Source organism: Streptomyces sp. rh34, from assembly GCF_002551245.1.
In the GTDB taxonomy this organism is placed as follows: Bacteria; Actinomycetota; Actinomycetes; order Streptomycetales; family Streptomycetaceae; genus Streptomyces.
Genome location: NZ_NTGZ01000097.1, coordinates 1 through 25899 on the forward strand (window position 1 = coordinate 1; position 25899 = coordinate 25899).

The window sequence follows — 25899 nt, forward strand, 5'->3', positions numbered from 1 at the left end:
ACCGAGCTGCCCGCCGACACCACGGTGTGGTGGACGGTGTGACACTGCCCGCGCCCAGGACCGCCGCCGCGCCCCGCCTCTCCGACATCGCCGGACAGGCGGCGGTCAGCGAGGCGACGGTCAGCCGGGTCCTGAACGGGAAGCAGGGCGTCGCGGACACCACGCGTCAGCGGGTGCTCGCGGCGCTCGACATCCTGGGCTACGAGCGGCCCGTACGGCTGCGCCAGCGCAGCGCCGGACTGATCGGCCTGGTGACGCCCGAACTCACCAACCCGATCTTCCCGGCGTTCGCGCAGTCCGTCGAACAGGTGCTGGCCGGGCACGGCTACACCCCCGTGCTCTGCACCCAACTGCCGGGCGGTGCGACGGAGGACGAACTCGTCGAGCAGCTCGTCGAGCGCGGCGTCGGCGGCATCGTCTTCCTCTCCGGGCTGCACGCGGACACCTCCGCCGACCCGGGCCGGTACGCCGCGCTCACCGAGCGCGGCGTGCCGTTCGTCCTGATCAACGGCTACAACGAGCGCATCAGCGCCCCGTTCGTCTCGCCCGACGACAACGCCGCCGTGCGGATGGCCCTCCAGCACCTCGCCGACCTCGGCCACCGCCGGATCGGCCTGGCCATCGGCCCGCAGCGCTACGTCCCCTCCCGCCGCAAGCGCGACGGGTTCGTGGAGGCGGCCGTCTCGCTGCTCGGCATGGACCGGTCGGAGGCCGAACTGCTGGTCTGCTCCACGCTGTTCAGCGTCGAGGGCGGCCAGGTGGCGGCCGGCGCACTGCTGGACGCGGGCTGCACGGGCATCGTCTGCGGCAGCGACCTGATGGCCCTCGGCGTGGTGCGCGCCGCCCGGGGAAGGGGCCTCGACGTGCCCCGTGACGTCTCGGTCGTCGGCTTCGACGACTCGCAGCTCATCGCGTTCACCGACCCGCCGCTGACCACGGTGCGCCAGCCCGTGCAGGCGATGGCGGCGGCCGCCGTGGGCGCGCTGCTGGAGGAGATCGGCGGAAGCCCGGTGCAGCGCACCGAGTACGTCTTCCAGCCGGAGCTGGTCGTACGGGGCTCGACGGCGGCGGTACGCAACGGCTGACCGCGACGCGGAAGCGGGCACGTACAGGAGAGGCACCAGGAGTCGGCCCAGGAAGGGCCGGCGGGGAGTTGTGGCGACTCCGGGTGCCTCTCTTGCCGTGACCGGCCCGGCCGGCCGGGCGCGTGGGGTCCGACGACGACGTGAACGCGGCGCCGGGCCCCCATAAAGACAGCCGGCCGGACCGGAGTCGGGATGAAACGTAGCAGGTCCGCAATATCTTGCGAAAGACCTTGCAGCGGGAAATCGGGACGGGGACGGGAAGGAATCTCCGCTGTTTCGCGGATGTGAGCGGGGGGTGTCCAAAGGGTTGACCGGTGGGGGGAGGGCTCGTACGGTCTGCTCCGCGGCAAGGTTTGCATTCTTGCAGCAAGAACCTTCATAGGCCTTGAGGGCACGGCGCGTTGCCGACCGAGGCTGCACCGTCATCCCCGTTTCCCCCACCCGCAGGAGGAAAGACATGGCACGCGGACCCCTGTCTGCCGCGCTCGCCCTCGTGGCGTGCGCCGCCGCCCTCGTCGTCCCCACCGGATTCGGCGCCACAGGCACCGCACAGGCCGCCGCTCCGGGCGACAAGGACGTCACCGCCGTGATGTTCGAGTGGAAGTTCGCCTCCATAGCCAAGGCCTGCACGGACACCCTCGGTCCGGCGGGCTACGGCTACGTCCAGGTCTCGCCGCCCCAGGAGCACATCCAGGGCGGCCAGTGGTGGACGTCCTACCAGCCCGTCAGCTACAGGATCGCCGGCCGGCTCGGTGACCGGGCCGCCTTCTCCGCCATGGTGAACACGTGTCACTCGGCCGGGGTCAAGGTCATCGCCGACTCCGTCATCAACCACATGTCGGCGGGCAACGGCACCGGCACCGGAGGCACCGCGTACACCAAGTACGACTATCCGGGCCTCTACTCCGGCAACGACCTCGACGACTGCCGGTCTCAGATCAACAACTACAACGACCGCGGCAACGTCCAGAACTGCGAACTGGTCGGCCTCGCCGACCTGGACACCGGCGAGGACTACGTACGCGGCAGGATCGCCGGCTACCTCAACGACCTGCTCTCGCTCGGCGTCGACGGCTTTCGGATCGACGCCGCCAAGCACATGCCCGCCGGCGACCTCGCCAACATCAAGTCCCGGCTGACCAACCCGAACGTCTACTGGAAGCACGAGGCGATCTTCGGGGCCGGTGAGGCCGTCTCGCCCTCCGAGTACCTGGGCAGCGGAGACGTCCAGGAGTTCCGGTACGGGCGGAGCCTCAAGCAGGTCTTCCTCAACGAGAACCTCGCCCACCTGAAGAACTTCGGCGAGGGCTGGGGCTTCATGGAGTCCGGGAAGTCCGCCGTCTTCGTCGACAACCACGACACCGAGCGCGGCGGCGACACCCTCAACTACAAGAACGGCTCCGCCTACACGCTCGCCAGTGTCTTCATGCTGGCCTGGCCCTACGGCTCCCCGGACGTCCACTCCGGCTACGAGTTCAGCGACCACGACGCCGGACCGCCGAACGGCGGCCAGGTGAACGCCTGCTACAGCGACGGCTGGAAGTGCCAGCACGCCTGGCGCGAGATCTCCTCCATGGTCGGGCTCCGCAACACCGCACGCGGCCAGGCCGTCACCGACTGGTGGGACGACGGCGGGGACCGGATCGCCTTCGGCCGGGGGAACAAGGCGTACGTCGCCATCAACCACGAGGGATCCGCGCTCACCCGGACCTTCCAGACCTCGCTGCCCGGCGGCGACTACTGCGACGTCCAGTCCGGCAAGGGCGTCAGCGTCAACGGCTCCGGCCAGTTCACCGCCACCGTCCCGGCGGGCACCGCCCTCGCCCTGCACGCCGGTGCCCGGACGTGCGGGGGAGGCGGCACGAACCCCGACCCGGGCCCCGGCGACGGGACCACCGGCGCCTCCTTCGGCGTCAACGCCACCACCCGGCCCGGCCAGAACATCCACGTCACCGGCGACCAGGCGGCCCTCGGCAACTGGAACCCGGCGAACGCGCCGAAGCTCGACCCGGCGGCGTACCCCGTCTGGAAGCTGGACGTGAACCTGCCCGCCGGGACCACGTTCGCCTACAAGTACGTCCGCAAGGACGCGGGCTCCAACGTCACCTGGGAGAGCGGTGCCAACCGCACCGCAACTGTCCCGGCCTCCGGCAAGGTCACGCTGACCGCCGACGTCTGGCGCAGCTGACCCCTCGCCCCCCGGCGGGCCGGTGGCACCGCCCCCGGCCCGCCTCCCCACTGATCGACCGAGCGGTCGACCGAGCGGTCGACCCACCGCTCGGCCCACCGCTCGACCGATCGACCAAGCCCCAAGGAGCACCCTCCGTGTCCCGAACCATCCTCGGACGATGGACGGTGGCCGCCCTGTGCGCGGCGCTGCTGCCCGTCGTCCCTGCGGCCACCGCCGCCGCGTCGCCCCGGCCGCCCTCCCCGCCCTCGGACGCGAAACTCGCCCGTGAGGCGGACCGGCACGACCTCACGCGCGAGCAGTTCTACTTCGTCCTGCCCGACCGGTTCGCCAACGGCGACGCCTCCAACGACCGGGGCGGGCTGACCGGTTCGCGGCTGGAGACCGGCTACGACCCCACCGACAAGGGGTTCTACCAGGGCGGCGACCTCAAGGGCCTGACCCAGAAGCTCGACTACATCAAGGGCCTCGGCACCACCGCCATCTGGATGGCGCCGATCTTCAAGAACCGGCCCGTGCAGGGCACCGGCAAGGACGCCTCGGCGGGCTACCACGGCTACTGGATCACCGACTTCACCCAGGTCGACCCGCACTTCGGCACCAACGCCGACCTGGAGCGGCTGATCGACAAGGCCCATGCCAAGGGCATGAAGGTCTTCTTCGACGTCATCACCAATCACACCGCGGACACCGTCGACTACGCGGAGAAGACCTACGGCTACCGGTCCAAGGGCGCCTTCCCCCACCTCGACGAGGACGGCCGCCCCTTCGACGACCGCGACGGCGTCGCCGAGGTCGACGAGGACTCCTTCCCGTACACCCCGGTGAAGACGCCCGGCACCGGCGAGAAGGTCCCCTCCTGGCTCAACGACCCCACCATGTACCACAACCGGGGCGACTCGACGTGGGCCGGCGAGTCCAACGAGTACGGCGACTTCTCCGGGCTCGACGACCTGTGGACCGAGCGTCCCGAGGTCGTGAAGGGCATGGAGAAGATCTACGAGAAGTGGGTCCGCGACTTCGACATCGACGGCTTCCGCATCGACACGGTCAAACACGTCGACCTGGACTTCTGGACCCAGTGGGCCACCGCGCTCGACGCGTACGCCGCGAAGCGCGGCCGGGACGACTTCTTCATGTTCGGCGAGGTCTACTCCGCCGACACCGAGGTGACCTCCCCCTACGTCACCCGGGGCCGCCTGGACTCCACGCTGGACTTCCCGTTCCAGGACGCGGCCCGGCAGTTCGCCTCCCAGGGCGCGCCCGCCGACCGGCTCGCCTCGGTGTACGGGAACGACTACCGCTACACCACCGACAAGGCCAACGCCTACGAGCAGGTCACCTTCCTCGGCAACCACGACATGGGCCGCATCGGGACCTTCCTGAAGCAGGACAACCCGAAGGCCGATGACGCCGAGCTGCTGAAGCGGGCCCGGCTCGCCAACGAGCTGATGTTCCTCGGCCGGGGCAACCCGGTGATCTACTACGGCGACGAGCAGGGCTTCACCGGAGCCGGCGGCGACAAGGACTCCCGCCAGACGCTCTTCGCCTCGAGGACCGCCGACTACCTCGACGACGACCAGCTCGGCACCGACCGGACGCACGCCTCGGACGCGTACGACACGGAGCACCCGGTCTACCGCTCCATCGCCGCCCTCTCCCGGCTCACCAAGAGCCACCCGGCGCTGCGCGACGGCACGCAGATCGAGCGGGCCGTCGAAGGGGCGGACGGCTCGGTGTACGCCACTTCGCGCATCGCGACCGAGCGCCCGTACGAATACCTCGTCGCCTCCAACAACGGCACGAGCCCGAGGAAGGTCCAGCTCACCACCGAGTCGGCCGACATGGACTTCCGCACCCTGTACGGCGGTTCCGGCTCGGTCCGCAGTGGCCCGGACCAGAAGGTCACCGTCACCGTGCCCGCCCTCTCCAGCATCGTGCTGAAGGCGGACCGGCCGGTCGGCTCCCCGGCCGCCGAGCCGTCGATCGCGCTGAAGGCCCCGGCCGCCGGCGCCACCGGCACCGTCGAGATCACCGCCGACGTGGACGGGGGACAGCTCAACCGGGTCGTCTTCGCCGCCCAGGTGGGCAACGGGAAGTGGAAGACGCTCGGTTCGGCCGACCACGCCCCGTACAAGGTCACCCAGTACCTCGACGAGACGGTGAAGGCGGGAACGCCGCTGCGCTACAAGGCCGTCGCCGTCGACCGGGCGGGCCGCACCTCCGGTGCTCTCGCCTCGACCACCGCCGGTCGGACCCCGCCGAAGCCGAAGCCCGTCGCCGTCGAGCGTGACCGGGCGGTCGTCCATTACCAGCGCCCCGACGGCGACTACGAGGGCTGGCAGCTGAAGTCCGGCGGGAAGAGCGCCGAGTTCATCGGTCGGGACGCCTACGGCGCGTTCGCCTGGATCGACCTGGAGAAGGGCGCCGACTCCGTCCCGTACACCGTCGAGAGGAACGGCACGGCCGACGGACCGCAGCGGACCGTCGACCTCGGCGTGACCGGACAGGTCTGGATCGAGCAGGGCAAGGACGGGCAGCGGGCCGAAGCCCCCGGGACCCCGCCGCAGGACACCGGCAAGGCCGTCCTCAACTACCACCGCCCGGACGGGAACTACGACGGCTGGGGGCTGCACACCTGGGCCGGGGCCCAGGAGCCCACCGACTGGTCCAAGCCGCTGATGCCGGTGAAGAAGGACGCCTACGGGGTCACCTTCGAGGTGCCGCTCGTCGACGGCGCCACCACACTCAGCTACATCCTGCACAAGGGCGACGAGAAGGACCTGCCCAGCGACCAGTCCCTCGACCTGGCCACCTACGGCCACGAGGTCTGGATGCTCGGCGGCAAGCCCGGCTACCTGCTCCCGCAGACGGGCGGCGGCGCGGCCCCCGACCTGTCGAAGGCCGAGGCGCAGTGGCTCGACGCGGACACCGTCGTCTGGAAGGTGAAGGCCACCGACGCCACCAGCCAGCAGCTCGTCCACGCGAAGAAGGGCGGCATCTCCGTCGTCGACGGGGCGCTCTCCGACGAGGGCCAGTGGCTCCGGCTCACGCAGTCCGCGCTCAGTGACGCGCAGAAGGCGAAGTACCCCCACCTCAAGGACTACCCGGCGTTCACCGTGGACGCCCGGGACCGGGACCGGGTCCGGGAGTCCCTGCGCGGCCAGATCATCGCCACCCAGCGCGCGGCCAACGGCGCTCTGCTCGCCGCCACCGGCGTACAGACCGCCGGCATCCTGGACGACCTGTACGGGAAGAAGGCGGCCTCCGCCGAACTCGGCCCCGTCTTCCGCGGCTCGACGCCCACGCTCTCCGTGTGGGCCCCCACCGCCCGGACCGTCTCGCTCGAACTCGACGGCCGTACGCACCCGATGAAGCGTGACGACCGCACCGGCGTCTGGTCGGTCGCCGGGAAGAAGAGCTGGCGGGGCAAGCCCTACCGGTACGCCGTGACCGTCTGGGCCCCCACCGTCCAGAAGATGGTCACCAACAAGGTCACCGACCCCTACTCCACCGCCCTGACCGCCGATTCCGCCCGCAGCCTCGTCGTCGACCTCACCGACCCGAAGCTCGCCCCGCGCGGCTGGTCCGGCCTGAGGAAGCCCGCCGCCACTCCGCTGCGGGACGCCCAGATCCAGGAACTGCACGTCCGGGACTTCTCCGTCACGGACCGCACGGCGACCCACCCCGGTGAATACCTCGCCTTCACCGACACCCGCTCGAAGGGCATGAAGCACCTCAAGAAGCTCGCCGACTCCGGCACCAGCTACGTGCACCTGCTGCCCGTCTTCGACATCGGGACGGTCCCGGAGAAGAAGAAGGACCAGCAGAAGCCCGCCTGCGACCTCCACGTCCACGCCCCCGACTCCGAGGAGCAGCAGGCCTGCGTCGGCAAGGCCGCAGCCAAGGACGGCTTCAACTGGGGCTACGACCCGCTGCACTACACCGTCCCCGAGGGCTCCTACGCCTCCGACCCGGACGGCACCCGGCGCACGGTCGAGTTCCGGCAGATGGTGCAGGGCCTCAACCGGGCCGGACTGCGCACCGTCATGGACGTCGTCTACAACCACACCGTCGCCTCCGGGCAGGACGACAAGTCGGTCCTCGACCGCATCGTGCCCGGCTACTACCAGCGGCTCCTGGAGGACGGCAGCGTCGCCACCTCCACCTGCTGCGCCAACACCGCGCCCGAGAACACCATGATGGGCAAGCTCGTCGTCGACTCCGTCGTCACCTGGGCGAAGGAGTACAAGGTCGACGGCTTCCGCTTCGACCTGATGGGCCACCACCCCAAGGACAACATCCTCGCCGTCCGCGAGGCGCTGGACGGGCTGACGCTCGCGAAGGACGGCGTCGACGGCAAGAAGATCATCCTGTACGGGGAGGGCTGGAACTTCGGCGAGATCGCGGACGACGCCCGCTTCGTCCAGGCCACCCAGAAGAACATGGCCGGCACCGGCATCGCCACCTTCTCCGACCGGGCCCGCGACGCCGTGCGCGGCGGCGGCCCCTTCGACGAGGACCCCGGCGTCCAGGGCTTCGCCACCGGTCTCTACACCGACCCCAACTCCTCCCCGGCCAACGGCACCCGCACCGAGCAGAAGGCCCGGCTGCTGCACTACCAGGACCTGATCAAGGTCGGCCTCACCGGCAACCTCGCCGACTACACCTTCACCGACACCTCCGGCCGCACGGTCAAGGGCTCCGAGGTCGACTACAACGGGGCGCCCGCCGGATACGCCGCCGCACCCGGCGACGCGCTCGCCTACTCCGACGCCCACGACAACGAGACCCTCTTCGACACCCTCGCTTTCAAGCTCCCGGCCTCCACCACGGCCGCCGAACGGGCCAGGGCCCAGGTGGTGGCCATGGCCGCCTCCGTCCTCTCCCAGGGACCCTCGCTCTCCCAGGCGGGCACCGACCTGCTGCGCTCCAAGTCCCTGGACCGCAACTCCTACGACAGCGGCGACTGGTTCAACGCCCTGCACTGGGACTGCCGCGACGGCAACGGCTTCGGCCGGGGCCTGCCGCCCGCCGCCGACAACCAGGACAAATGGGCGTACGCGAAGCCGCTCCTGGCCGCCACCGGCGCCATCGCGCCGAACTGCGCGCAGATCGACGGGGCCTCGGCCGCCTACCGCGACCTGCTCACCATCCGCAGCACCGAGAAGGAGTTCTCCCTCAGTACCGCGGACCAGGTGCGGTCCACCCTGTCCTTCCCGCTCTCCGGCACCACGGAGACCCCCGGCGTGATCACCATGCGCCTCGGCGAGCTGGTCGTCGTCCTCAACGCCGCGCCGACCACCGCCGACCAGCGGCTCGCCGCGCCGGCGGGGAGGACGTACGCGCTGCACCCTGTCCAGGCCAAGGGCGCGGACTCTACCGTCAAACGAGCCAGGTACGACGGGAAATCGGCCACTTTCACCGTCCCGGGACGCACGGTGGCCGTCTTCGCGCTGCGCTGACCTCGGGCGGCACTACGGTGACGGCAGACGTCGGCAATGGAGCCGCGACAGCCGTCCTGGTTCACCGGGCCGGTCCCGCTCTCCCCTCGGGGATAGCGGGACCGGCCCGGTGCGTGCGGCAGGAGCCCCACCCGGGGCGGTCGGCCCGCCGGCGCACCCTGCCCGAGCGCCCGGACGGTGATGATGACCAAGGTGGGATACCTTCCCGACGAGACGAGCAGCTTCGTCGGGAGGCGGGCCGAACTGGCCCGGCTGGGAACCGCGTTGGTCACCCGGAGGATGACCACCCTGATCGGCCCCGGAGGCGTCGGCAAGACCCGGCTCGCCGTCCGGGCCGCCCGCGCCGCCGCCGACCGTTACGCGGACGGCGCGTGGTGGGCCGACCTCTCACCGCTCCCCGACGACGGGCTGCTGCTCCCCACCGTCTCCGACGCCGTCGGACTCGCCGACCACACCCTGCGTATGCCCGTCGAAGTGCTCTGCGAATGGCTCGGTGACAAACACCTCCTGCTCGTCCTCGACAGCGCCGAGCACCTACGGGGCCCCTGCTCCCATCTGCTGGCCGAGATCCTGACCACCTCGACGGGCCTGACCGTCCTGGTCACCAGCAGGCAGCCGCTCGGCACCCGGGGCGAGTACGTCGTCGAGGTGCCGCCGCTCCCGGTCGACGGCGCGCCCGACGCCCTCCAGATCTTCACCGACCGGCTGCGCGAGGCCGACCCCCGGGCCGGCCTCGACGCCCCCGGCGACGAGGCGGCCGCCACCGAGATCTGCCGCCGCCTCGAAGGCATCCCCCTCGCCATCGAACTGGCCGCGGCGGGCATCGGCCGGCACAGCGTGGCCCAGCTCGCCAACCGGATCGGCACCCGCTTCGACGCCCGGAGCGCCGGCTTCGGCGTGCCCGGCCGGAGCGGCGGCCTCGCCCTCGCCCCCGGTTTCGAAGCCCCCCGCTTCGAAGCACCCGGTGTGGACGGCGCACCCGGGTTCGACGGCGCACCCAGGTCGGACGGGATCGACGGATTCGACGGGATCGACGGCGCCGACGGCGATCCGGGCACGGCCCGCCTCGACCTCCTCGCCGACGCGACGGTGTGGCCCCGCCGCCACCGCACCCTGCGTACCGCCATCGGCTGGTCCCACGAGCTGTGCACCCCGCTGGAGCGCCTCCTGTGGGCCCGCCTCACCCCGTTGCGGACCGACTTCGACGCGGCCGTCGCCCGCGAGGTCTGCGCGGGCGGCCCGCTCACCCCGGACGAGGTGGACCGGGCGCTCCAGGGCCTCGTCGCCCAGAGCGTCGTCCAGCGCGACGGCGACCGCTACCGGATGCTCGACACCCTCCGCGAGTACGGCCGGATGTGGCTCACCGAGCTGGGCGAGGCCCGCGCCGCCGCCGACCGGCACGCGCGGAGCTTCCTCGGCCTCGCCCGCCGCGCCCACGACGGCTGGACCGGTCCGGACCAGGTGTCCTGGTACCACAAGGTGTCCGACACCCACCTCGACCTGTGCGCCGCCCTGGAGCACCTGCTCGCCCACGACGTCGCCGGCGCCCAGGAGATGGCGGGCCGCGTCGGCTTCTTCTGGGCCTGCTGCGGCCATCTCTCCGAGGCCCGGGGCTACGCCCAGCGCGCCCTGGACGCGGGCCCCGTCGACGGGCCCCACCGGACCAGGCTGCAATGGGTCCTCGGCGTCTCGGCGCTGCTCCAGGGCGACTTCGCGACCGCGGAGAAGTACGGCGCGCTCTGCACGGCCGGCGCCCTGTACGACCGGGACGACGAGGGCATGCTCGGCGCGACCTATCTCTCCGGCCTCACCCAGCTGATGACCGGGGAGCCCGCCGCGGCCCTGGAGGCGGCCGGGCGGGTCCTGCGGATGACCGAGAGTGTCCCGGCGGACTCGGCCCATCGGATGCGCTGCCACCTCATCACCGTCTTCGCGCTCACCGCGCTCGGCCGGCTCACCGAGTCCGAGGCGGCGGCCACCGCACTGCGCCGGGCCTGCGAACGAGGCGGCGAACACTGGACCCGCTCCTACGCGGACTACCAGCTCGCCCTGATCGCCCTGCTCCAGGGCCGCCCGGCGGCCTCCGCCGCGCACGCCCGGTCGATGCTCGCGGGCAAGCACCGGCTCCGCGACAGCTTCGGCATCGCGCTCGGCCTGGACATCCTGGCCGCCGCCATCGCCGCCCAGGGCGCGGGCGCCCAGGCTGCCCGGGTCTACGGCACCGGACACGCCTACTGGCGGATGGTCGGCCATCCCCAGCGCGGCACACCCGAGCTGGGGCCGGTCCGCGCGAGGTGCGAGCTCCAGGCGCGGGCGGCCGTCGGCGACGAGGCCTACCGGCGCGCCTTCGAGCGCGGCCAGTCGGACAACGTGGAGGTCGGCCTCGCCGCCGCGCTCCGTACCGAGCTGCAGCTCTGACCCGGGCGCGAGCGGGGATCGGTGCGCCGGTGGAGTCCCCGGACTACCCGCACCCGGATCATGTGGGTAAGGTTAGGCATACCTAAGTAGCCACTTGGGTTCCGCTGACCCTTCCTGGAGAACTCGGATGCGTCTTTCCCGCCCCCGTGCCACGCGGCCGACCCGCGCCGAGCGCGTCCGGTCGATCCTGACGGTCGCCCACTCCATGACCGTGGTCAGCGACGGACTGCACACCGAAGTCCGCCGCCTCGACGGCACGAGCGCGATGGGCCACATCCACCTGCACGCCCCGAACGACGGCGGCCACAGTCCGGGCGCGGAACGCGTCCCGGCCCGCCTGGAGTTCACGGACATCGCCCCCACCCCCGTACGCGACCGGCTGCGCGCCCGCGTCACGGTCACCGGGCTGCTCACCGCCCCGTACCGCACCGACACCGAGCGGAGCACCTGCATGGAGTTCGGGCAGGCCGTCCTGGAGGACGCCGAGGGGCGCACCTTCGTCACCCTGGAGGAACTGGAGGAGGTGGAGAGCGATCCGATCGCCGCGTGCGAGGCGGGCATGCTCACCCATCTGGTGGACGACCACGCCGAACTCGTCCCGCTGCTCCTGCGCCTCGTCCACCCCCGCCCGGAGCGCGGCATGACGCGGGCCGTGCCGCTGGCGATGGACCGCTTCGGGGTGACCCTGCGGCTCGAATACCCCGGCACCCACGAGGACGTGCGGCTGCCGTTCCCCCGCCCGGTCACCGAGATCGACCAGGCGGGCCCGCAGATCCACGCCCTGCTGGCCGCCGCCCGCCGCGTCTCCCATCGCAACGGCCTGCCGGCCTGACCCCGCTACCCGCCCGGGGCGCTCAGTGCGGCAGGCGCTGCGCGGGCACGGCGGGCACGTCCGGGGTGAACGCGGAGAGCCGGGCCAGCAGTTCCCCGAACGGGCCGTCCGACGGCTCCTGGGACAGCACCCGCAGCACGATGCCCGCCATCTCCTGGTCGTACGCGGCGCTGACCGCCGCGAGCGCGGCGAAGTCGTGGACCAGCTGCGTCTCCAGCTCGGCGCGCGGGATGCGCCGCCCGTCCAGCCAGATCAGCGCCGTCGACTCGGCGAGCGAGACCCAGGAGCGGACCACCAGCTCCAGCCGGGCCGGCGGTTCGGCCACCCCGAGGTGCGTGATGATCTGCTCGTACGCGGCCTGCCGCACCCCGTCGATCATGGCGTTCGCCGTCGAGGAACCGACCGCGGGCCCGCCCCGCATCAGCGCCGAGAAGCCGGGGCCGTGCTCGTCGACGAAGTCGAAGAACCGCCCCATCACCCGCAGCAGCCGCGCGCCCAGGGGCCCTTCGAGGGGCTCCAGGAAGCGGGCCGCCAGCTCGTCCGCGGCCCGCCGCAGCGCCGCCTCGTACAGGCTCTGCTTCCCGGGGAAGTAGTGGTACACCAGCGGACGGGAGATGCCCGCGGCGGCGGCGATCTCGTCGATCGACACCTCCTCGGGCGAGCGACGGCTGAACAAGTCCAGCGCGACGCCGATCAGTTGCTGTCTGCGCTCGTCGACGCCCATCCTGCGCCGCGCCCCGGTCGTCATGCGGACAGCCTATCCGGGGTGCGAACGGCGGGAACGTGGAGAGTCGAGCAACCACCTCGTTGTCAGGTCGTGGACGTCGACACGGCTGCGATCGCCGTGTTCGGCGAACACGAACCGGTCGGCGATGTGCGGCGAGAAGGTGATCAGGCAGCGTGCCTCTACTTCGTCCTCGTCGGCGCAGAAGGCGCAAAACAGCGAACGCAGGGTCCATGTGGCGGTTGTCGACGCGCCGGACACGTTCGGCGACCGCCGGATCGCGCCGGGCCCCATCGCGAATCGCCAGGCCGGTCGTGACGTCCGTGTCGGGCCCTTCCCCGGAGTCGACGATGGCGAACAGCGCTCGCCTCCCTGAGCGGCACCGTCGCCGTAGCAGCGCACAGGCGTTGGCCTCGGGCCTTCACGCGAGGGGCGTCGTTTGTGCCGAAGAGGATCAGTACGTGACTACGCCGTAACCGCCTACAGGTCCAGAACGAGACGCCCGCCGCGGCAGCGCGAGACGCAGATCAGCATCGAGTCGGCCCGCTCGTCGTCGGTCAGCAGATCGTCCCGGTGATCGATCTCGCCCTCCAGGACCCGCTGTCGGCAGGTCCCGCAGAACCCCTGCTCGCAGGAGTACGCGACATGGGGCGCCGCAGTACGGACAGCGGCCAGCACCGACTGCCCCGCCGCGACCGGCACCGTGCGCCCGCTGCGCCGCAACTCCACCTCGAACGCCCCGGAGCCGGGCCCCGCCGCTTCCCCCGTCGCGGCCGAGAACCGCTCCAGGTGCAGGGGGTGCCCCGCCGGGAGCGCGGCGGCGACGGCGTCCATCAGCGGCCCGGGGCCGCAGCAGTAGACCGCCGTGCCCGGGGCGAGACCGGTCAGCGCCGCCGCGACGTCCGGGTGGCCCGCCTCGTCCTGGGCGACGACCGTGACCCGGTCCGCGTCAGCGCCGAGCCACTCGATCTCGTCCAGGAACGGCATCGATCCCCGTGACCTGCCCCCGTACAGCAGCCGCCAGTCGGCCCCCGACGCGGCCAGCACCCGCAGCATCGGCAGGACCGGGGTGATCCCGATGCCGCCGACGACGAAGACGTAACTTCCGGCCTCGGCCAGCGGGAAGCGGTTGCGCGGCCCGCGCACCTCGATCTCCAGGCCCTCCCGGAGCTGTTCGTGCACCTCCCGCGAACCGCCCCGGCCGTCCTCCATCAGCCGGGTCGCCACCGTGTACGCGCCGGTGTCCTCCGGATCGCCGCACAGCGAGTACGGCCGCACCAGACCGGACGGCAGCACCAGATCCAGATGGGCCCCCGGCTCCCAGCGCGGCAGACCGGTCCCCTCCAGCCGGAGCTGGACAACACCGTCGGCGACCACGGTCCGCCCGGTGATCCGCAGTCGGCGGGCCGAGGTCGTACGACGCTTCGAGTGGCCCGATATCGGCTCGGGCAGCGCGGGCAACGGCCACAGCGGGGACCGGGCGATCCGGCGTTTCAGGGCGCGCCGGGTGAGCAGGGCGGCGCCGGAGGCGAGGACGACGGTGCGCAGACGGGGCAGCGCCATGGTTCACGCCCCTTCCGTCGTGACGGCCTCGGCGGCGAGCGCGGCGGGGGAGCGGGTCAGGTAGTCGACGGCCTGGGCCGTACTGCCCTCCTGGGAGGGGTGGTAGGACCGGCTGAGATAGCTCGGCACGGACCGCAGGATCGCGCCCGTGCTGGGCAGCGTGCCCTGCTGTCCGCTCGCGTGGAACGCCTTGAGCGAGGCCTTGCCGCCCAGCAGCGTGGGGTCGTTCGCCATGAAGAAGCGGATGCCGCGCTGCCAGAGGAACACGAGCGCGGAGAACGCCGCCGCCCAGGTGCGCACCCGCCGCCGGTAGCCGCCGTCCACGTGCATGAAGACGTCGAAGGCCACCGACCGGTGCTCGACCTCCTCCGCCCCGTGCCAGCGCAGCAGATCGAGCATCGTCGGATCCGCTCCCCGGCGGTCCAGGGCGTCGGCGTTGAGGATCCAGTCGCCGAGGAACGCGGTGTAGTGCTCGATCGCCGCGATCATCGCCACCCGCTCCATCAGCCACCACTTCGCGGCCCGCCCCGGCGGCAGCGTCCGGTCCCCGAGCAGCTTCTCGAAGAACCAGTCGACCTGCGCGGTGTACGGGGTCGGGTCGAGACCCAGCTCCCGCAGACGCGGCAGCACATCGTCGTGGGCCTGCGAGTGCACGGCCTCCTGGCCGATGAACCCGATGACGTCCTCGCGCAGTTGGTCGTCGTGTATGTACGGGAGTATCTGCCGGTAGACGTGGATGAACCAGCGCTCCCCGGCCGGGAGCAGCAGGTGGAGCACGTTGATGGTGTGCGTGGTGAACGGGTCGCCCGGCACCCAGTGCAGGGGAGTCCTCTCCCAGGCGAACGACACCTTGCGGGCCTTGAGGGGCGTCCGCTCCGACGCGACCGCCGCTGGCTGCGTGTTAGACATGCTGTCAATGTACTGACGGGTATGCGGGGGGACCAGAGGCGTGCAGGGGTTTCCGTGCCGCTCCCGAAGGTCCTGCGCGATGATTGCCGGATGACGAAACCCGTGCAGGCCCGGTCCTTCGACGCCATCGCCGCCGCCTACGACGCGCACCGCCCCTCCTACCCGCCCGCGCTGTTCGACGCCGTCGAGGAGCTGGCCGGACTGCCGCTCGCCGGGGCCCGGGTCGCGGACGTCGGAGCGGGGACGGGGCTCGGCACGGCGCGGCTGTACGAGCGCGGGGCCCGGGTCACGGCGGTGGAGCCCGGTGACGGGATGGCCGAGCAGTTCCACCGCGGCCTGCCGGACGTGCCGCTGGTCCGGGGCGACGGGAACAGCCTGCCGCTGCGGACCGGCTCCATGGACCTGATCACGTACGCCCAGGCCTGGCACTGGACCGACCCGGCACGCTCGATACCCGAAGCCCGCCGGGTGCTGCGCCCGGGCGGAGCGCTGGCGCTCTGGTGGAACGACTGCGACCCCGCCGTGGAGTGGCTGGTCGACCAGGAGAACCGGATGCGGGTCTTCTTCGGGGTGGAGGTCCCCGCCTTCCCGTCCCACGAGGCCCGCTTCCGGGCCGAATTGCCCGACGGGCTCGACTTCCGCACCCGGCAGGTGGCGTGGAGCCGCCGCGTACCGGTCGACGCCCATATCGCCAACCTGGCCACCCACTCCGACTTCCTGATCGGTGACCCGGTCGAGGTCCGCGACTTCTTCGACCGCGAACGGGCCCTGCTCACTGCCCTGTTCCCGGACGGCGAGGTCGAGGACGCCTACGTCGTGAGTCTTGCCGTAGCTCACCCCTGAGCCCGTTTTTTCCGGGTGCGGGATGGGCTGCCGGCTCTCAGGCGAAGGCGGCCAAGGGGGCGTCCACCGGCGCCCCGGTGAGCCGGTTGGCCAGGGTCGACAGGGTGTACGCGCCGATCCCCAGGACCACTTCGATGGCGTTCTGCTCGGTGTAGCCGTGCGCCAGGAAGTCCCGCAGGACGGCGTCGTCCACCGCCCCCGCCGAGGCGAGCACCTCCAGCGTGAACCGCCGTACGGCTTCCAGACGTTCGTCGGGAAGCGGGGGGCCGGTGCGGTCGCGCAGGGCGGCGACGAGCGCCGGATCGGCATCCAGGGTGGTCAGCTTCGCGGTGTGCATCGCGACGCAGAGGTGGCAGTCGTTGCGGGTGGCCATCGTCATGATCAGGACCTCGCGGGAGAGCGGGTCCAGGGTGCAGGCCTCGAAGAGCGCGCTGATCCTCAGGAAGCCGTCCAGGGTGTGGGGCGAGGCGGCGAGCCGGGCGATGGCGGCGGGCCGGTAGCCCAGTCGCTCGGTCACCGCCTCCATGGCGCGCCGCGAACCGGGAGGGGCGGTCTCGGGGGTGTGGTCGGGGAAGGGCATGACGGACCTCTCGGAGCGGGGGCGGGTCGGGCGGGGTCAACTACGATCGACAACATGGTTGATGAAAAAAAGGTAAACCAGGTTGTCGAATCTGGCAATGGCTTCGAGTTGCCGCTGCTGCTCCTCGCCGGCTTCCGCTCGATCATCGACGCCCTGCACCGGGACCTGGCCGAGCACGGACACCCCGAAACCAGGCCCGCGTACGGCTTCGCCCTCCAGGCGGTCGGACGCGACGGCGCGGCCATCAGCGAGGTCGGGCGGCGGCTCGGGGTCTCCAAGCAGGCCGCCGGAAAGACCGTCGAGAGGCTGGAGGCGCTCGGTTACGTGGAGCGCGCCCCGGACCCCGCCGACGGCCGGCGCACCCTGATCCGCCTCACCCCGCACGGCGGCGACCTGCTGGCCCGGTCGGCCGAGGGGTTCGACCGGCTGCGGGCGGAATGGGCCCGGGAGCTCGGCGAGGAGCGGCTGGCCGCCCTGGAGCGGGACCTGCGCACGATGGCCCCCGCCGGCGCGTTCCGACTGGACGCGGCGGGCTGGTTCACGGGGTGAACACCCTGGATCACCGGCTGGGCGGAGCCCAGGAGCCCGCCGCCCGCCCGCTCGACGGCCGACGGGGGCCGGAGACGGACGGAGGGGGCCGCGTCAGCCGTGGTCCAGATACGCCAGGACGGCCAGCACGCGGCGGTTGTCGTCGTCCGACGGGGGCAGATCGAGCTTGCCGAAGATGTTCGACGTGTGCTTGGCCACCGCCCGCTCCGTGATCACCAGCTGCGAGGCGATGGCGGCGTTGGAACGGCCCTGGGCCACCAGCCCCATCACCTCCCGCTCGCGCGGGGTGAGTCCGCCCATCGGCTCGTCCTGCGAACGACGCGACAGGAGCTGGGAGATGACCTGCGGGTCCATCGCCGTGCCGCCCGCCGCCACCCGCCGTACCGCGTCGATGAACTGGTCCGCGTCGAAGACCCGGTCCTTCAGCAGATAGCCGATGCCGCCGTTGCCGTCCGCCAGCAACTCCCGTGCGTACAACTGCTCCACGTGCTGCGAGAGCACCAGCACCGGAAGCCCCGGACGCGCCCGGCGGGCGGCCAGGGCGCACTGGAGGCCCTCGTCCGTGTGGGACGGCGGCAGCCGGACGTCGACGACGGCGACGTCCGGCTGCAACTCGGCCAGCGCCTTGGTCAGTTCCGGCCCGGTCTCCACAGCCGCGGCGATCTCGAAGTCGTACGCCTCCAGCATGCGCACCAGGCCGTCGCGCAACAGGAAGAGATCTTCGGCTAGGACAACTCGCAAGGAATCTCCATGGTCACCATGGTGGGACCGCCCGCGGGGCTGCTGACGGCCAGTACGCCGTCGAATGTACCCAGTCGCCGTTCGATTCCGCTCAGACCCGAGCCCGATCCGACGACCGCACCGCCCTTGCCGTCGTCCGTCACCGAGATCCGGAGCATCCCCTCCGCGTGGTGGAGGTCCACGAAGACCCGCGTCGCCTCCGCGTGCTTCACCGTGTTCGTCAGGGCCTCGCTGACCGCGAAGTACGCCGCCGACTCCACCGGGGCGTCCGTCCGCCCCGGCAGCTCCACCGTCACCTCGGAGGCGACCGGCAGCCGCAGGGCCAGCGCCCGGACCGCGTCGCCGAGGCCCCGCTCCGCGAGGACCGGCGGGTGGATGCCCCGGACCAGGTCCCGCAGCTCGGTGAGAGCCTCCGCGGACGACTCCCGGGCCATCGCCAGCATCTTCTTCGCCCGCGCCGGGTCCTTCTCGATCAGCGCCTCGATCGTGCCCAGGTTCATACCCATCGCGACCAGCCGGGCCTGCGCCCCGTCGTGCAGGTCCCGCTCGATGCGGCGCAGCTCGGAGGCGGCGGTGTCCACGGCCTCGTGCCGGGTCTCGGTCAGCCGCTGGACGCGCTGCGCCAGCTCCTGGTCCTGGGTGGGCGCGAGCAGCGCCCGGGCGAGCACGAAGTGCAGCCGCAGCAGCGGCCTGCTCGCCCACAGCCCGACGTGGAAGAGCACGATCCCCAGCGCCAGGGCCGCGAACCCCGTCGCCTGGCTGTCCACCGGCACGAACCCGTACCAGTACGGATCGTCCCGGAACACCCGCCACAGCCCCGCTGCCAGCACCAGCCCTTCGACGGGGTAGATCATCAGGGCCGCCGCCAGGACCGCCACCACCGTGCCCGCCGTCATGTCGACCAGCAGCCACTGCAGGTCCCGCCAGGTCGCCGGGTCCTTCAGCATCAGTGTGGTGCGCTCGACCTGGCCGGTGACGCCCGACCGCAGGTCCTTCGGCAGGGGCCGGTACGGGACCGGGATCCGTACGTCCGACCAGGTCACCGCCCACAGCCGCCGCTGGTTGGCGTGTTTGCGGACCGCCTCCAGCACGACCGGGGTGGTGAACACGCCGATGCCCAGCAGGATGAAGGCGATCGAGAGCACCGCGAGCACGAACAGAGTGATGGACGCCGCCAGACCGGCCACCGACAGGAACAGTCCGCGTCCCGCCGCCAGCGCCGCCGGCCGCAGCCGTCCTGAGAACACCTTCATCGCAGGTCTCGCCCCCCTCACAGGAGCCGGGCTGGTCCCGGTCCGGGTGCCAGTCTCACCCGGGCCGGCCCCGCGGCGTCAGCCGGTCCGCCACCCGGCGGGGGTGTACCTGGCACCACCCCCGTATCCGCCCCCTACGCCTCCGTGACCGGGGGCTTCGACGGCTGGGGTGGACCGCGTCCGATTCCTAGATTCGAAGTGTCCCGATCACTTACCTGACGCTTACCTCCGGGGGAAACCGTATGAGGCGCAATCTCGCCGCACGCATCGGCGTGTGGAGCACCCACCATCGCAAGACGGCCATACTCGGCTGGCTGCTCTTCGTCGTGCTCGCCACGGGCATCGGCGGGGCCACCGGCATGGTCGAGATGACCAACGCGGAGAACGGCGCGGGCGAGTCCGCCCGCGCCGAGCAGATCCTCCTCGACGCCGGACTCGACAAGCCCGCGGGCGAACTCGTCATGGTCTCCGCCCCCGCCGCGGGCGACTGGAAGCCGGCCGCCGAAGCCCTCGCCGATGCCGTACGGGACACGGGCGAAACGCAGAACATCGCCCCGCCCGTCGCCTCCGAGGACGGCAAGGACGCCCTGATCACCTTCGAGATGAAGGGCGAGGCCGCCACCTCCTCCGACCGGATCCAGCCCGTCCTGGACGCGGTCGCCGCCGTGGGCAAGGACCACCCGGACACCGAGATCCACCAGTTCGGCGAGGCCAGCGCGGGGAAGTGGCTCGGCGACCTGCTGGCCGAGGACTTCAAGAAGGCCGAGTTCACCGCCGTGCCGCTGGCCCTCGGCATCCTCCTCGTCGCCTTCGGCGCGGTGGTCGCCGCCCTGCTCCCGGTCGGGCTCGCCCTCACCGCGTGCATGGCCGCCTTCGGCCTGCTCTCGATCGCCAGCCACCAACTGCACCTGTTCCAGACCACGTACTCCGTGATGTTCCTGATGGGCTTCGCCGTCGGCGTCGACTACTGCCTCTTCTACCTGCGCCGCGAACGCGACGAACGCGCCGCCGGACGGGACGCCGAGACCGCCCTGCGCATCGCGGCCGCCACCAGCGGCCGGGCGGTACTCGTCTCCGGCCTCACCGTGATGGTCGCGATGGGCGGCATGTTCCTCTCCGGGCTCCTGCTGTTCAAGGGCTTCGCGCTCGCCACGATCATCGTCGTGTTCATCGCGATGCTCGGCTCGGTCACCGTCCTGCCCGCCCTGCTCTCCTGGCTCGGCGACCGCATCGACGCGGGCCGCATTCCCCTGCTGAACCGTCGCGCCAAGCACGGCCAGGCCGGCAGCGGCCGCATCGTCGGCCGGGTGCTCGGCCCCGTCCTCGCCCGGCCCCGCGCCTTCGCCGTCGCCGCCGTCGTCCTGCTGCTCGCCCTCGCCGCTCCGGCCCTCGGCATGAAGACCGAATCCCTCGGCCTGGAGAAGCAGTTCGGCTCCGACTCACAGCTCTCCATCGCCCACAGCAGGATCACCGACAGCTTCCCCGGCGGCCCCGCCCCCGCCCTCGTCGTCGTCACCGCGCCCGACATCACCGCCCCGGAGGTCACCAAGGCCCTCGACGGGTTCGAGGACGCCACCGTCCACCGCGCCGAGAACGTCGCCGAGATCGAGATCCCCCTCCCCGGCGGCACCGCCGACCTCACCGAACTCCGCGAGAAGCGCCTGCCCGCCGCGTTCGACGGCACCGGGGCGAAGGCCCACGTCACGGGGGAGACCGCCGGATCGGTCGACTTCAACGACCAGCTCCGACGCGGCATCGTCCCGGTCTTCGCCTTCATCACGGCGGTCACCTTCCTGCTCATGCTGGTCTGCTTCCGCAGCTACGTCATCGCCGTGACGTCGATCGTCCTCAACCTGCTCTCGGTGGGCGCCTCCTACGGGGTGATGACCGCCGTCTTCCAGCACGGCTGGGGCGCCTCCCTCATCGGTTCCGAGGGCGTCGGCGCGATCGAGGCATGGATGCCGCTGTTCGTCCTCGTCGTCCTGTTCGGTCTGTCCATGGACTACCACGTGTTCGTCGTCTCCCGGATCCGGGAGGCGCGCGGCGGCGGCCTGGACAACCGGGCCGCGATCGAGACCGGCATCCGTCGCACGGCCGGGGCGGTCACCGGAGCGGCGGCCATCATGGTGGCGGTCTTCGCGGTGTTCGGCACCCTGTCCATGCAGGACATGCAGCAGATGGGCGTCGGCCTGGCCGTCGCGGTGCTGCTGGACGCCACCGTCGTACGGATGGTGCTGCTGCCCTCCGTGATGCTGCTCCTGGGGGAGCGGAACTGGCGTACGTCGCGCGGCCTTTCGCGCCTGCCGAGCCTGGAGGACGAGAGCCACGACGGCTACGGCGAACCGGCCGGGCCGATGGACGCGCAGGCTCCGGCGGCCCAGCGGGTCTGAGACGCCCGGACGGCCCCGGACCACGGTGAGGAGGAACCGTGGCCCGGGGCCGCCGGACGTACGGGGCGAACCGGGCGGTCAGGGCGTGTACTTGTACCCGACCCGCCGGACCGTCTGGATCGAACGGCGGTACTGGGCACCGAGCTTGCGGCGCAGCCGGGCGACATGGACGTCGACGGTGCGCCCGTCGCCCACATGCCCGTAGCCCCACACGGTCGTCACCAACTGGTCGCGGGTGTGCACCCGGTGCGGGTGCGCCACCAGGTGGGACAGCAGCTCGAACTCCAGGTACGTGAGGTCGAGGGCGACGCCGTCGACCGAAGCCGTACGCCGGGCGGCGTCGATCCGGACCGGCCCGGCGGACACCCCCGCGTCGGTGGCCGGGACCGGCGCCGGCCGCTGGTCGGCCGGCACGAGCACCAGGTAGCCGATCATCGGCGGCTGTCCGGGCAGGGCGGGCAGGGTGTGCTGCGGGGCGGGGAGCCAGGTGGCCCCGGGCGGGAGGAAGCCCGCCACGTCGGCCGGCCCGGCGGCCTCGTCGCTGTCGACCGCGCGCAGCCGGTGCCGGTTGGGGTGGGCGGGGAGGGAACGGGTGGGACGGGCCGCAGCGGATGCCGGGGGCGCCGCGGTGGCGGCGGACGCGGCGGAGAGGGTACGGGTGTTCGCCATGAGGGTCAGCTCTTTCGCGCGAGGAGTCGTCAGGGACGGACTTGCGTCGTGCGCGCGGACCGAAGGCCGGGGTGAGCGGCTTTAGAGGGCCTGCGCGTTCCACGCGCGGCAACACACCCGGTCGAAATCATGGTGCTGACGGGACGGCCAGAACGGTTCGAGGTCGCTGCGACCCGACGCGATGTGCTGGTAGCTGGCCATGTGCCCATTGAAGCAGACATCGCGGCGGTGCATCAGACTCCTCTCACCCGTCGGTACGGGCCCTTGGCGTCACGTTCCTCACGCCCGGCCGTCACCGCCCACGGAGGGGAAGCCCGCACCGCACGGCAGAGGGGCCCGCCGGTTCGGCGGGCCCCTCTGCCGTGACCGGCGTCGGGATTCAGGCCTGGCCGGCCTTCTCCAGCGCGGTGCAGCAGGTGTCGACGATCAGCCGGGTGACGACGTACGGGTCGACGTTGGCGTTGGGGCGGCGGTCCTCGATGTAGCCCTTCCGGTCCTGCTCGACCTGCCACGGGATGCGGACCGAGGCGCCGCGGTCGGAGACACCGTAGCTGTACTCGTTCCACGGGGCGGTCTCGTGCAGGCCGGTGAGCCGGTCGTCGATGCCCGCGCCGTAGTTCTTCACGTGGTCCAGCGGCTTGGAGCCCTCGCCCAGCGACTCGCACGCGGTGATGATCGCGTCGTACCCCTCGCGCATCGCCCTGGTGGAGAAGTTGGTGTGCGCGCCCGCGCCGTTCCAGTCGCCCTTGACCGGCTTCGGGTCCAGGGTGGCGGAGACTTGGAAGTCCTCGGCGGTGCGGTAGAGCAGCCAACGGGCCACCCACAGCTGGTCGGAGACCTCCAGCGGGGACAGCGGGCCCACCTGGAACTCCCACTGACCGGGCATGACCTCGGCGTTGATGCCCGAGATGCCGAGCCCCGCCGCCAGGCAGTTGTCGAGGTGCTTCTCCACGATCTCGCGGCCGAAGATCTCGTCCGCGCCGACACCGCAGTAGTAGCCGCCCTGCGCGGCCGGGAAGCCGCCCTCGGGGAAGCCGAGCGGGCGGTGGCCGTCGAAGAAGGTGTACTCCTGCTCGATGCCGAAGACCGGGGCCTGGCCCGCGAACCGCTCGGCGAGCGGACGCAGCGCGGCGCGGGTGTTGGACTCGTGCGGCGTCATGTCGATGTCGAAGACCTCGCACAGGACGAGGATGTCCTCGCCGCCGCGGATCGGGTCCGGACAGGTGAAGACGGGCTTCAGTACCCGGTCGGACGCGTGGCCCACGGCCTGGTTGGTGCTGGAGCCGTCGAATCCCCAGACGGGCAGCTCCGCCACGTCTCCCGACGGCGCGCCGTCCATGATCTTCGTCTTGGAGCGAAGCTTGGCGGTCGGCGCGGTGCCGTCTATCCAGATGTACTCAGCCTTGAACGTCACGGACGCCATCCTTTGCGGGTGCAGCGGTCTATGCGGCGCAGCTTGGCAAGACGCGATTTCCCGTCCGTTGCCCGGATGTGAACCCCGTGTTACCTCGGGCCTTCGTAGAACTGCGCCAGGAGAGCCACGAGAGATCGCGGGTGGTTCCGGCGTGGGGGCGGCCCGGGCTTTCCGGCCCTGGCCGGAGCCCGGGCGCCGTGCGCGAGCGTCCCCAGGGGTGCTGGTGGGCGGTCATGAGGGGGAAGCGTCGCCCCCGCGGGCCGCGGTGGCGTGGTGGACGCAGTCCCGGAGCAGGGCGCGGCGCCGGTCGTGTACGTCATCGGGTTCCTGGCTGCCGGCCGCGTATACGTTGCTGACCGGTGACCAGGCCATGGACATGGCGATCACCACGGCCATGATGTCGAACGGGTCGCCCGCGCGGACCCGCCCGGCGTCCTGGGCCTCGGCGATGGCCCCGAGCTTGCGGTCGTCGTAGTTCTGGTGCGTCTCGACGAGGTGCCCGGAAGGGCGGCGCTCCAGTCGCGTCCAGGTCGCCAGTCGGATGAGGTCGGGGCGGCGCAGATATTCGTCGTAGAGACGGACGGCCCAGCCCGCGAGATCGTCGGCGTCGATGGGCACGACGTTGGTGATGCGCTCCAGCGAACTGAGGAAGATCGCGTCGAAGAGTCGCTCCTTGTCGCCGAAGTAGGCATAGAGCTGCGCCTTGTTGGTGCGCGCTGCCGCCACGATGCGTTCGATGCGCGCCCCGGCGATGCCGTGCTGGGCGAACTCTTCTGTGGCGGCGTCCAGGATGCGCTGGTAGGTCGCGGCGCCTCGCGGGGTCTGGGGCTGTTCCGGCATGCCCGCACTCTACCAAACAGAACAGTTGGTTTGCCTTGGGGTGCGGCCGCGCCTACGCTGCGACAGACAGAACAGTCTGTTTAAGGAGTCACGTATGCGAACGACCACGGGATGGCGGGCGGCCGGTCCGACGGCGCTGCGGCGCACGTCGCTGGACCGCCGTGACCTGCGTCCGGACGACATCGCGGTGCGGGTCGACCACTGCGGCGTGTGCCACACCGATCTGCACGCCCTGAACGCCCATGACCAGCACGCGAAGGCACCTCTGGTGCCCGGTCACGAATTCACCGGCGTGGTGACCGGGACCGGCCCCGAGGTGACCGCCTTCTCGGTCGGCGACCGCGTCGCGGTGGGCAACATCGTCGACTCCTGCGGCGTGTGCGCCATGTGCGCGGCCGGACAGGAGAATTTCTGCCACTCCTTCCCGACTCTGACCTACGGCGGTACCGACCGGCAGGACGGGTCGACCACCCTGGGCGGCTTCTCCCGCGAGTACGTCGTGCGCGACACCTTCGCCTACCCGATTCCCTCCGGCCTCGACCCGGCCGCGGCCGCCCCGCTGATGTGCGCCGGGATCACCGTCTGGGAGCCGCTGCGCTCCCTGGGCGTGGGCCCCGGCAGTCGCGTCGCCGTGGCCGGGCTCGGCGGCCTGGGCCACCTCGCGGTCAAGATGGCCGTGGCGCTCGGCGCCACCACGACCGTCATCAGCCGTAACCGGGACAAGCACGACGACGCCCGCAAGCTCGGCGCTCACGACCTCATCGCCTCCACCGACCCCCGGCACATGGCCACGGCACGCGACGCCTTCGACGTCGTCATCGACACCATCTCCGCCCCGCACGACCTCGCCCCGTATCTGAGGCTGGTGGCGATGGACGGCACCCTCAGCCTCCTCGGGTACCTGGGCCCCGTCACCGTCGAGGCCATGGACCTGCTCATCGGCCGCAAGAAGCTCAGCTCGGCGGGCAGCGGAGGCCGCTTGGCGACAGCCGAGATGCTCCGGTTCTGCGCCGACCACGGCATCGCCGCCGACATCGAAGTGCTTCCGTCGTCACAGGTGGACACGGCACTCGACCGCCTCCGGCGAAACGACGTCCGCTACCGCTTCGTGCTCGACATGTCCGACCTGGACTGAGGAGACGGTCGGCCGGGGCGTGGTGCACGGGCCGGACAACGCCGCGCGCACGGGCCGGACAACGCCGTGCGCACGGCCCGGACAACGCCGCGCGCACGGCCCGGCGCCCTGCAGAGCCACCGCATACGCGGCCCTGTCCGCGCACCGGGCACACTGGCCACCATGACACCAGCTGCCGCCACCGCCCCCCTGCGCATAGGCCTCCTCGGCGCCGGCCCCTGGGCGCGCAACACCCATGCCCCCGCGCTCGCCGCCCATCCCGGCGTCGAACTGAGCGGAGTGTGGGGGCGCAGGGCCGAGG

General features: G+C 71.7%; 18 protein-coding genes and 1 pseudogene. 10 read left to right on the forward strand and 9 right to left on the reverse strand.

Features of this window, described 5'->3' with window-relative positions:
• Positions 1–26 precede the first annotated feature (26 nt).
• The 5 genes from CR470_RS19115 to CR470_RS19135 all read left to right on the forward strand — a co-directional run bounded on the left by CR470_RS19115 (position 27) and on the right by CR470_RS19135 (position 11988).
• The gene (locus tag CR470_RS19115) at positions 27–1085 is read left to right on the forward strand and encodes a LacI family DNA-binding transcriptional regulator (RefSeq protein ID WP_179892314.1); all 1059 of its coding nucleotides are present in this window, start codon (positions 27–29) and stop codon (positions 1083–1085) included.
• Positions 1086–1542: 457 nt separating this feature from the next.
• On the forward strand, positions 1543–3273 hold the full coding sequence (locus CR470_RS19120) for a carbohydrate-binding module family 20 domain-containing protein (protein ID WP_097868795.1): 1731 nt from the start codon (positions 1543–1545) through the stop codon (positions 3271–3273).
• Positions 3274–3410: 137 nt separating this feature from the next.
• The gene (gene pulA / locus CR470_RS19125; protein WP_097868796.1) at positions 3411–8738 is read left to right on the forward strand and encodes a pullulanase-type alpha-1,6-glucosidase; all 5328 of its coding nucleotides are present in this window, start codon (positions 3411–3413) and stop codon (positions 8736–8738) included.
• 180 nt (positions 8739–8918) lie between these two features.
• The gene (locus CR470_RS19130; protein WP_097868797.1) at positions 8919–11156 is read left to right on the forward strand and encodes a regulator; all 2238 of its coding nucleotides are present in this window, start codon (positions 8919–8921) and stop codon (positions 11154–11156) included.
• Between the two features lie 127 nt (positions 11157–11283).
• On the forward strand, positions 11284–11988 hold the full coding sequence (locus CR470_RS19135) for a DUF2470 domain-containing protein (protein WP_097868798.1): 705 nt from the start codon (positions 11284–11286) through the stop codon (positions 11986–11988).
• Positions 11989–12010: 22 nt separating this feature from the next.
• On the opposite strand, the gene CR470_RS19140 is transcribed toward CR470_RS19135, so the two are convergent.
• The 3 genes from CR470_RS19140 to CR470_RS19150 form a co-directional block, all read right to left on the reverse strand.
• Positions 12011–12736 carry a TetR/AcrR family transcriptional regulator gene (locus CR470_RS19140; protein WP_097868799.1) on the reverse strand — a complete coding sequence of 242 codons (726 nt, stop codon included), beginning with the start codon at positions 12734–12736 and terminating at the stop codon, positions 12011–12013.
• A gap of 456 nt (positions 12737–13192) precedes the next feature.
• A complete protein-coding gene (locus tag CR470_RS19145; RefSeq protein WP_097868800.1) occupies positions 13193–14275 on the reverse strand; it encodes a PDR/VanB family oxidoreductase in 1083 nt (360 codons plus the stop codon).
• A 3-nt stretch (positions 14276–14278) separates the two neighbouring features.
• Entirely contained in the window at positions 14279–15184 is a 906-nt protein-coding gene (locus tag CR470_RS19150; protein WP_097868801.1) for a metal-dependent hydrolase, read from the reverse strand.
• Positions 15185–15274: 90 nt separating this feature from the next.
• On the opposite strand from CR470_RS19150, the gene CR470_RS19155 reads away from it, so the two are divergent.
• On the forward strand, positions 15275–16027 hold the full coding sequence (locus CR470_RS19155) for a class I SAM-dependent methyltransferase (RefSeq protein ID WP_097868802.1): 753 nt from the start codon (positions 15275–15277) through the stop codon (positions 16025–16027).
• A gap of 37 nt (positions 16028–16064) precedes the next feature.
• On the opposite strand, the gene CR470_RS19160 is transcribed toward CR470_RS19155, so the two are convergent.
• Positions 16065–16607 (reverse strand): carboxymuconolactone decarboxylase family protein, encoded by a 543-nt coding sequence (locus CR470_RS19160; RefSeq protein ID WP_097868803.1) that lies wholly within the window; start codon positions 16605–16607, stop codon positions 16065–16067.
• 54 nt (positions 16608–16661) lie between these two features.
• On the opposite strand from CR470_RS19160, the gene CR470_RS19165 reads away from it, so the two are divergent.
• Positions 16662–17156, forward strand: coding sequence for a MarR family winged helix-turn-helix transcriptional regulator (locus CR470_RS19165; RefSeq protein WP_097868804.1), 495 nt, complete (start codon positions 16662–16664; stop codon positions 17154–17156).
• Positions 17157–17249: 93 nt separating this feature from the next.
• On the opposite strand, the gene CR470_RS19170 is transcribed toward CR470_RS19165, so the two are convergent.
• Both CR470_RS19170 and CR470_RS19175 read right to left on the reverse strand, forming a co-directional pair.
• Positions 17250–17897 (reverse strand): LuxR C-terminal-related transcriptional regulator, encoded by a 648-nt coding sequence (locus CR470_RS19170; protein WP_097868805.1) that lies wholly within the window; start codon positions 17895–17897, stop codon positions 17250–17252.
• The gene (locus CR470_RS19175; RefSeq protein ID WP_097868806.1) at positions 17882–19150 is read right to left on the reverse strand and encodes a sensor histidine kinase; all 1269 of its coding nucleotides are present in this window, start codon (positions 19148–19150) and stop codon (positions 17882–17884) included. The genes CR470_RS19170 and CR470_RS19175 overlap by 16 nt, the downstream gene beginning before the upstream one ends.
• 242 nt (positions 19151–19392) lie before the next feature.
• Between CR470_RS19175 and CR470_RS19180 the strand changes: the two genes are divergently transcribed.
• Positions 19393–21540 carry an MMPL family transporter gene (locus CR470_RS19180; RefSeq protein WP_097868807.1) on the forward strand — a complete coding sequence of 716 codons (2148 nt, stop codon included), beginning with the start codon at positions 19393–19395 and terminating at the stop codon, positions 21538–21540.
• A gap of 78 nt (positions 21541–21618) precedes the next feature.
• On the opposite strand, the gene CR470_RS19185 is transcribed toward CR470_RS19180, so the two are convergent.
• From CR470_RS19185 to CR470_RS19195, 3 genes are all read right to left on the reverse strand, one after another.
• Complete coding sequence (locus CR470_RS19185) at positions 21619–22209, reverse strand: winged helix-turn-helix domain-containing protein (protein WP_097868808.1); 591 nt, start codon at positions 22207–22209, stop codon at positions 21619–21621.
• 379 nt (positions 22210–22588) lie between these two features.
• A complete protein-coding gene (gene glnII, locus CR470_RS19190; protein ID WP_097868809.1) occupies positions 22589–23623 on the reverse strand; it encodes a glutamine synthetase in 1035 nt (344 codons plus the stop codon).
• Positions 23624–23854: 231 nt separating this feature from the next.
• Positions 23855–24463, reverse strand: coding sequence for a TetR/AcrR family transcriptional regulator (locus CR470_RS19195; protein ID WP_097868810.1), 609 nt, complete (start codon positions 24461–24463; stop codon positions 23855–23857).
• A 94-nt stretch (positions 24464–24557) separates the two neighbouring features.
• On the opposite strand from CR470_RS19195, the gene CR470_RS19200 reads away from it, so the two are divergent.
• Positions 24558–25598, forward strand: a complete 1041-nt coding sequence (locus CR470_RS19200) for an NAD(P)-dependent alcohol dehydrogenase (protein WP_097868811.1) — start codon at positions 24558–24560, stop codon at positions 25596–25598.
• Between the two features lie 162 nt (positions 25599–25760).
• A pseudogene (locus tag CR470_RS40620) lies at positions 25761–25899 on the forward strand (gfo/Idh/MocA family oxidoreductase); the annotation flags it as partial.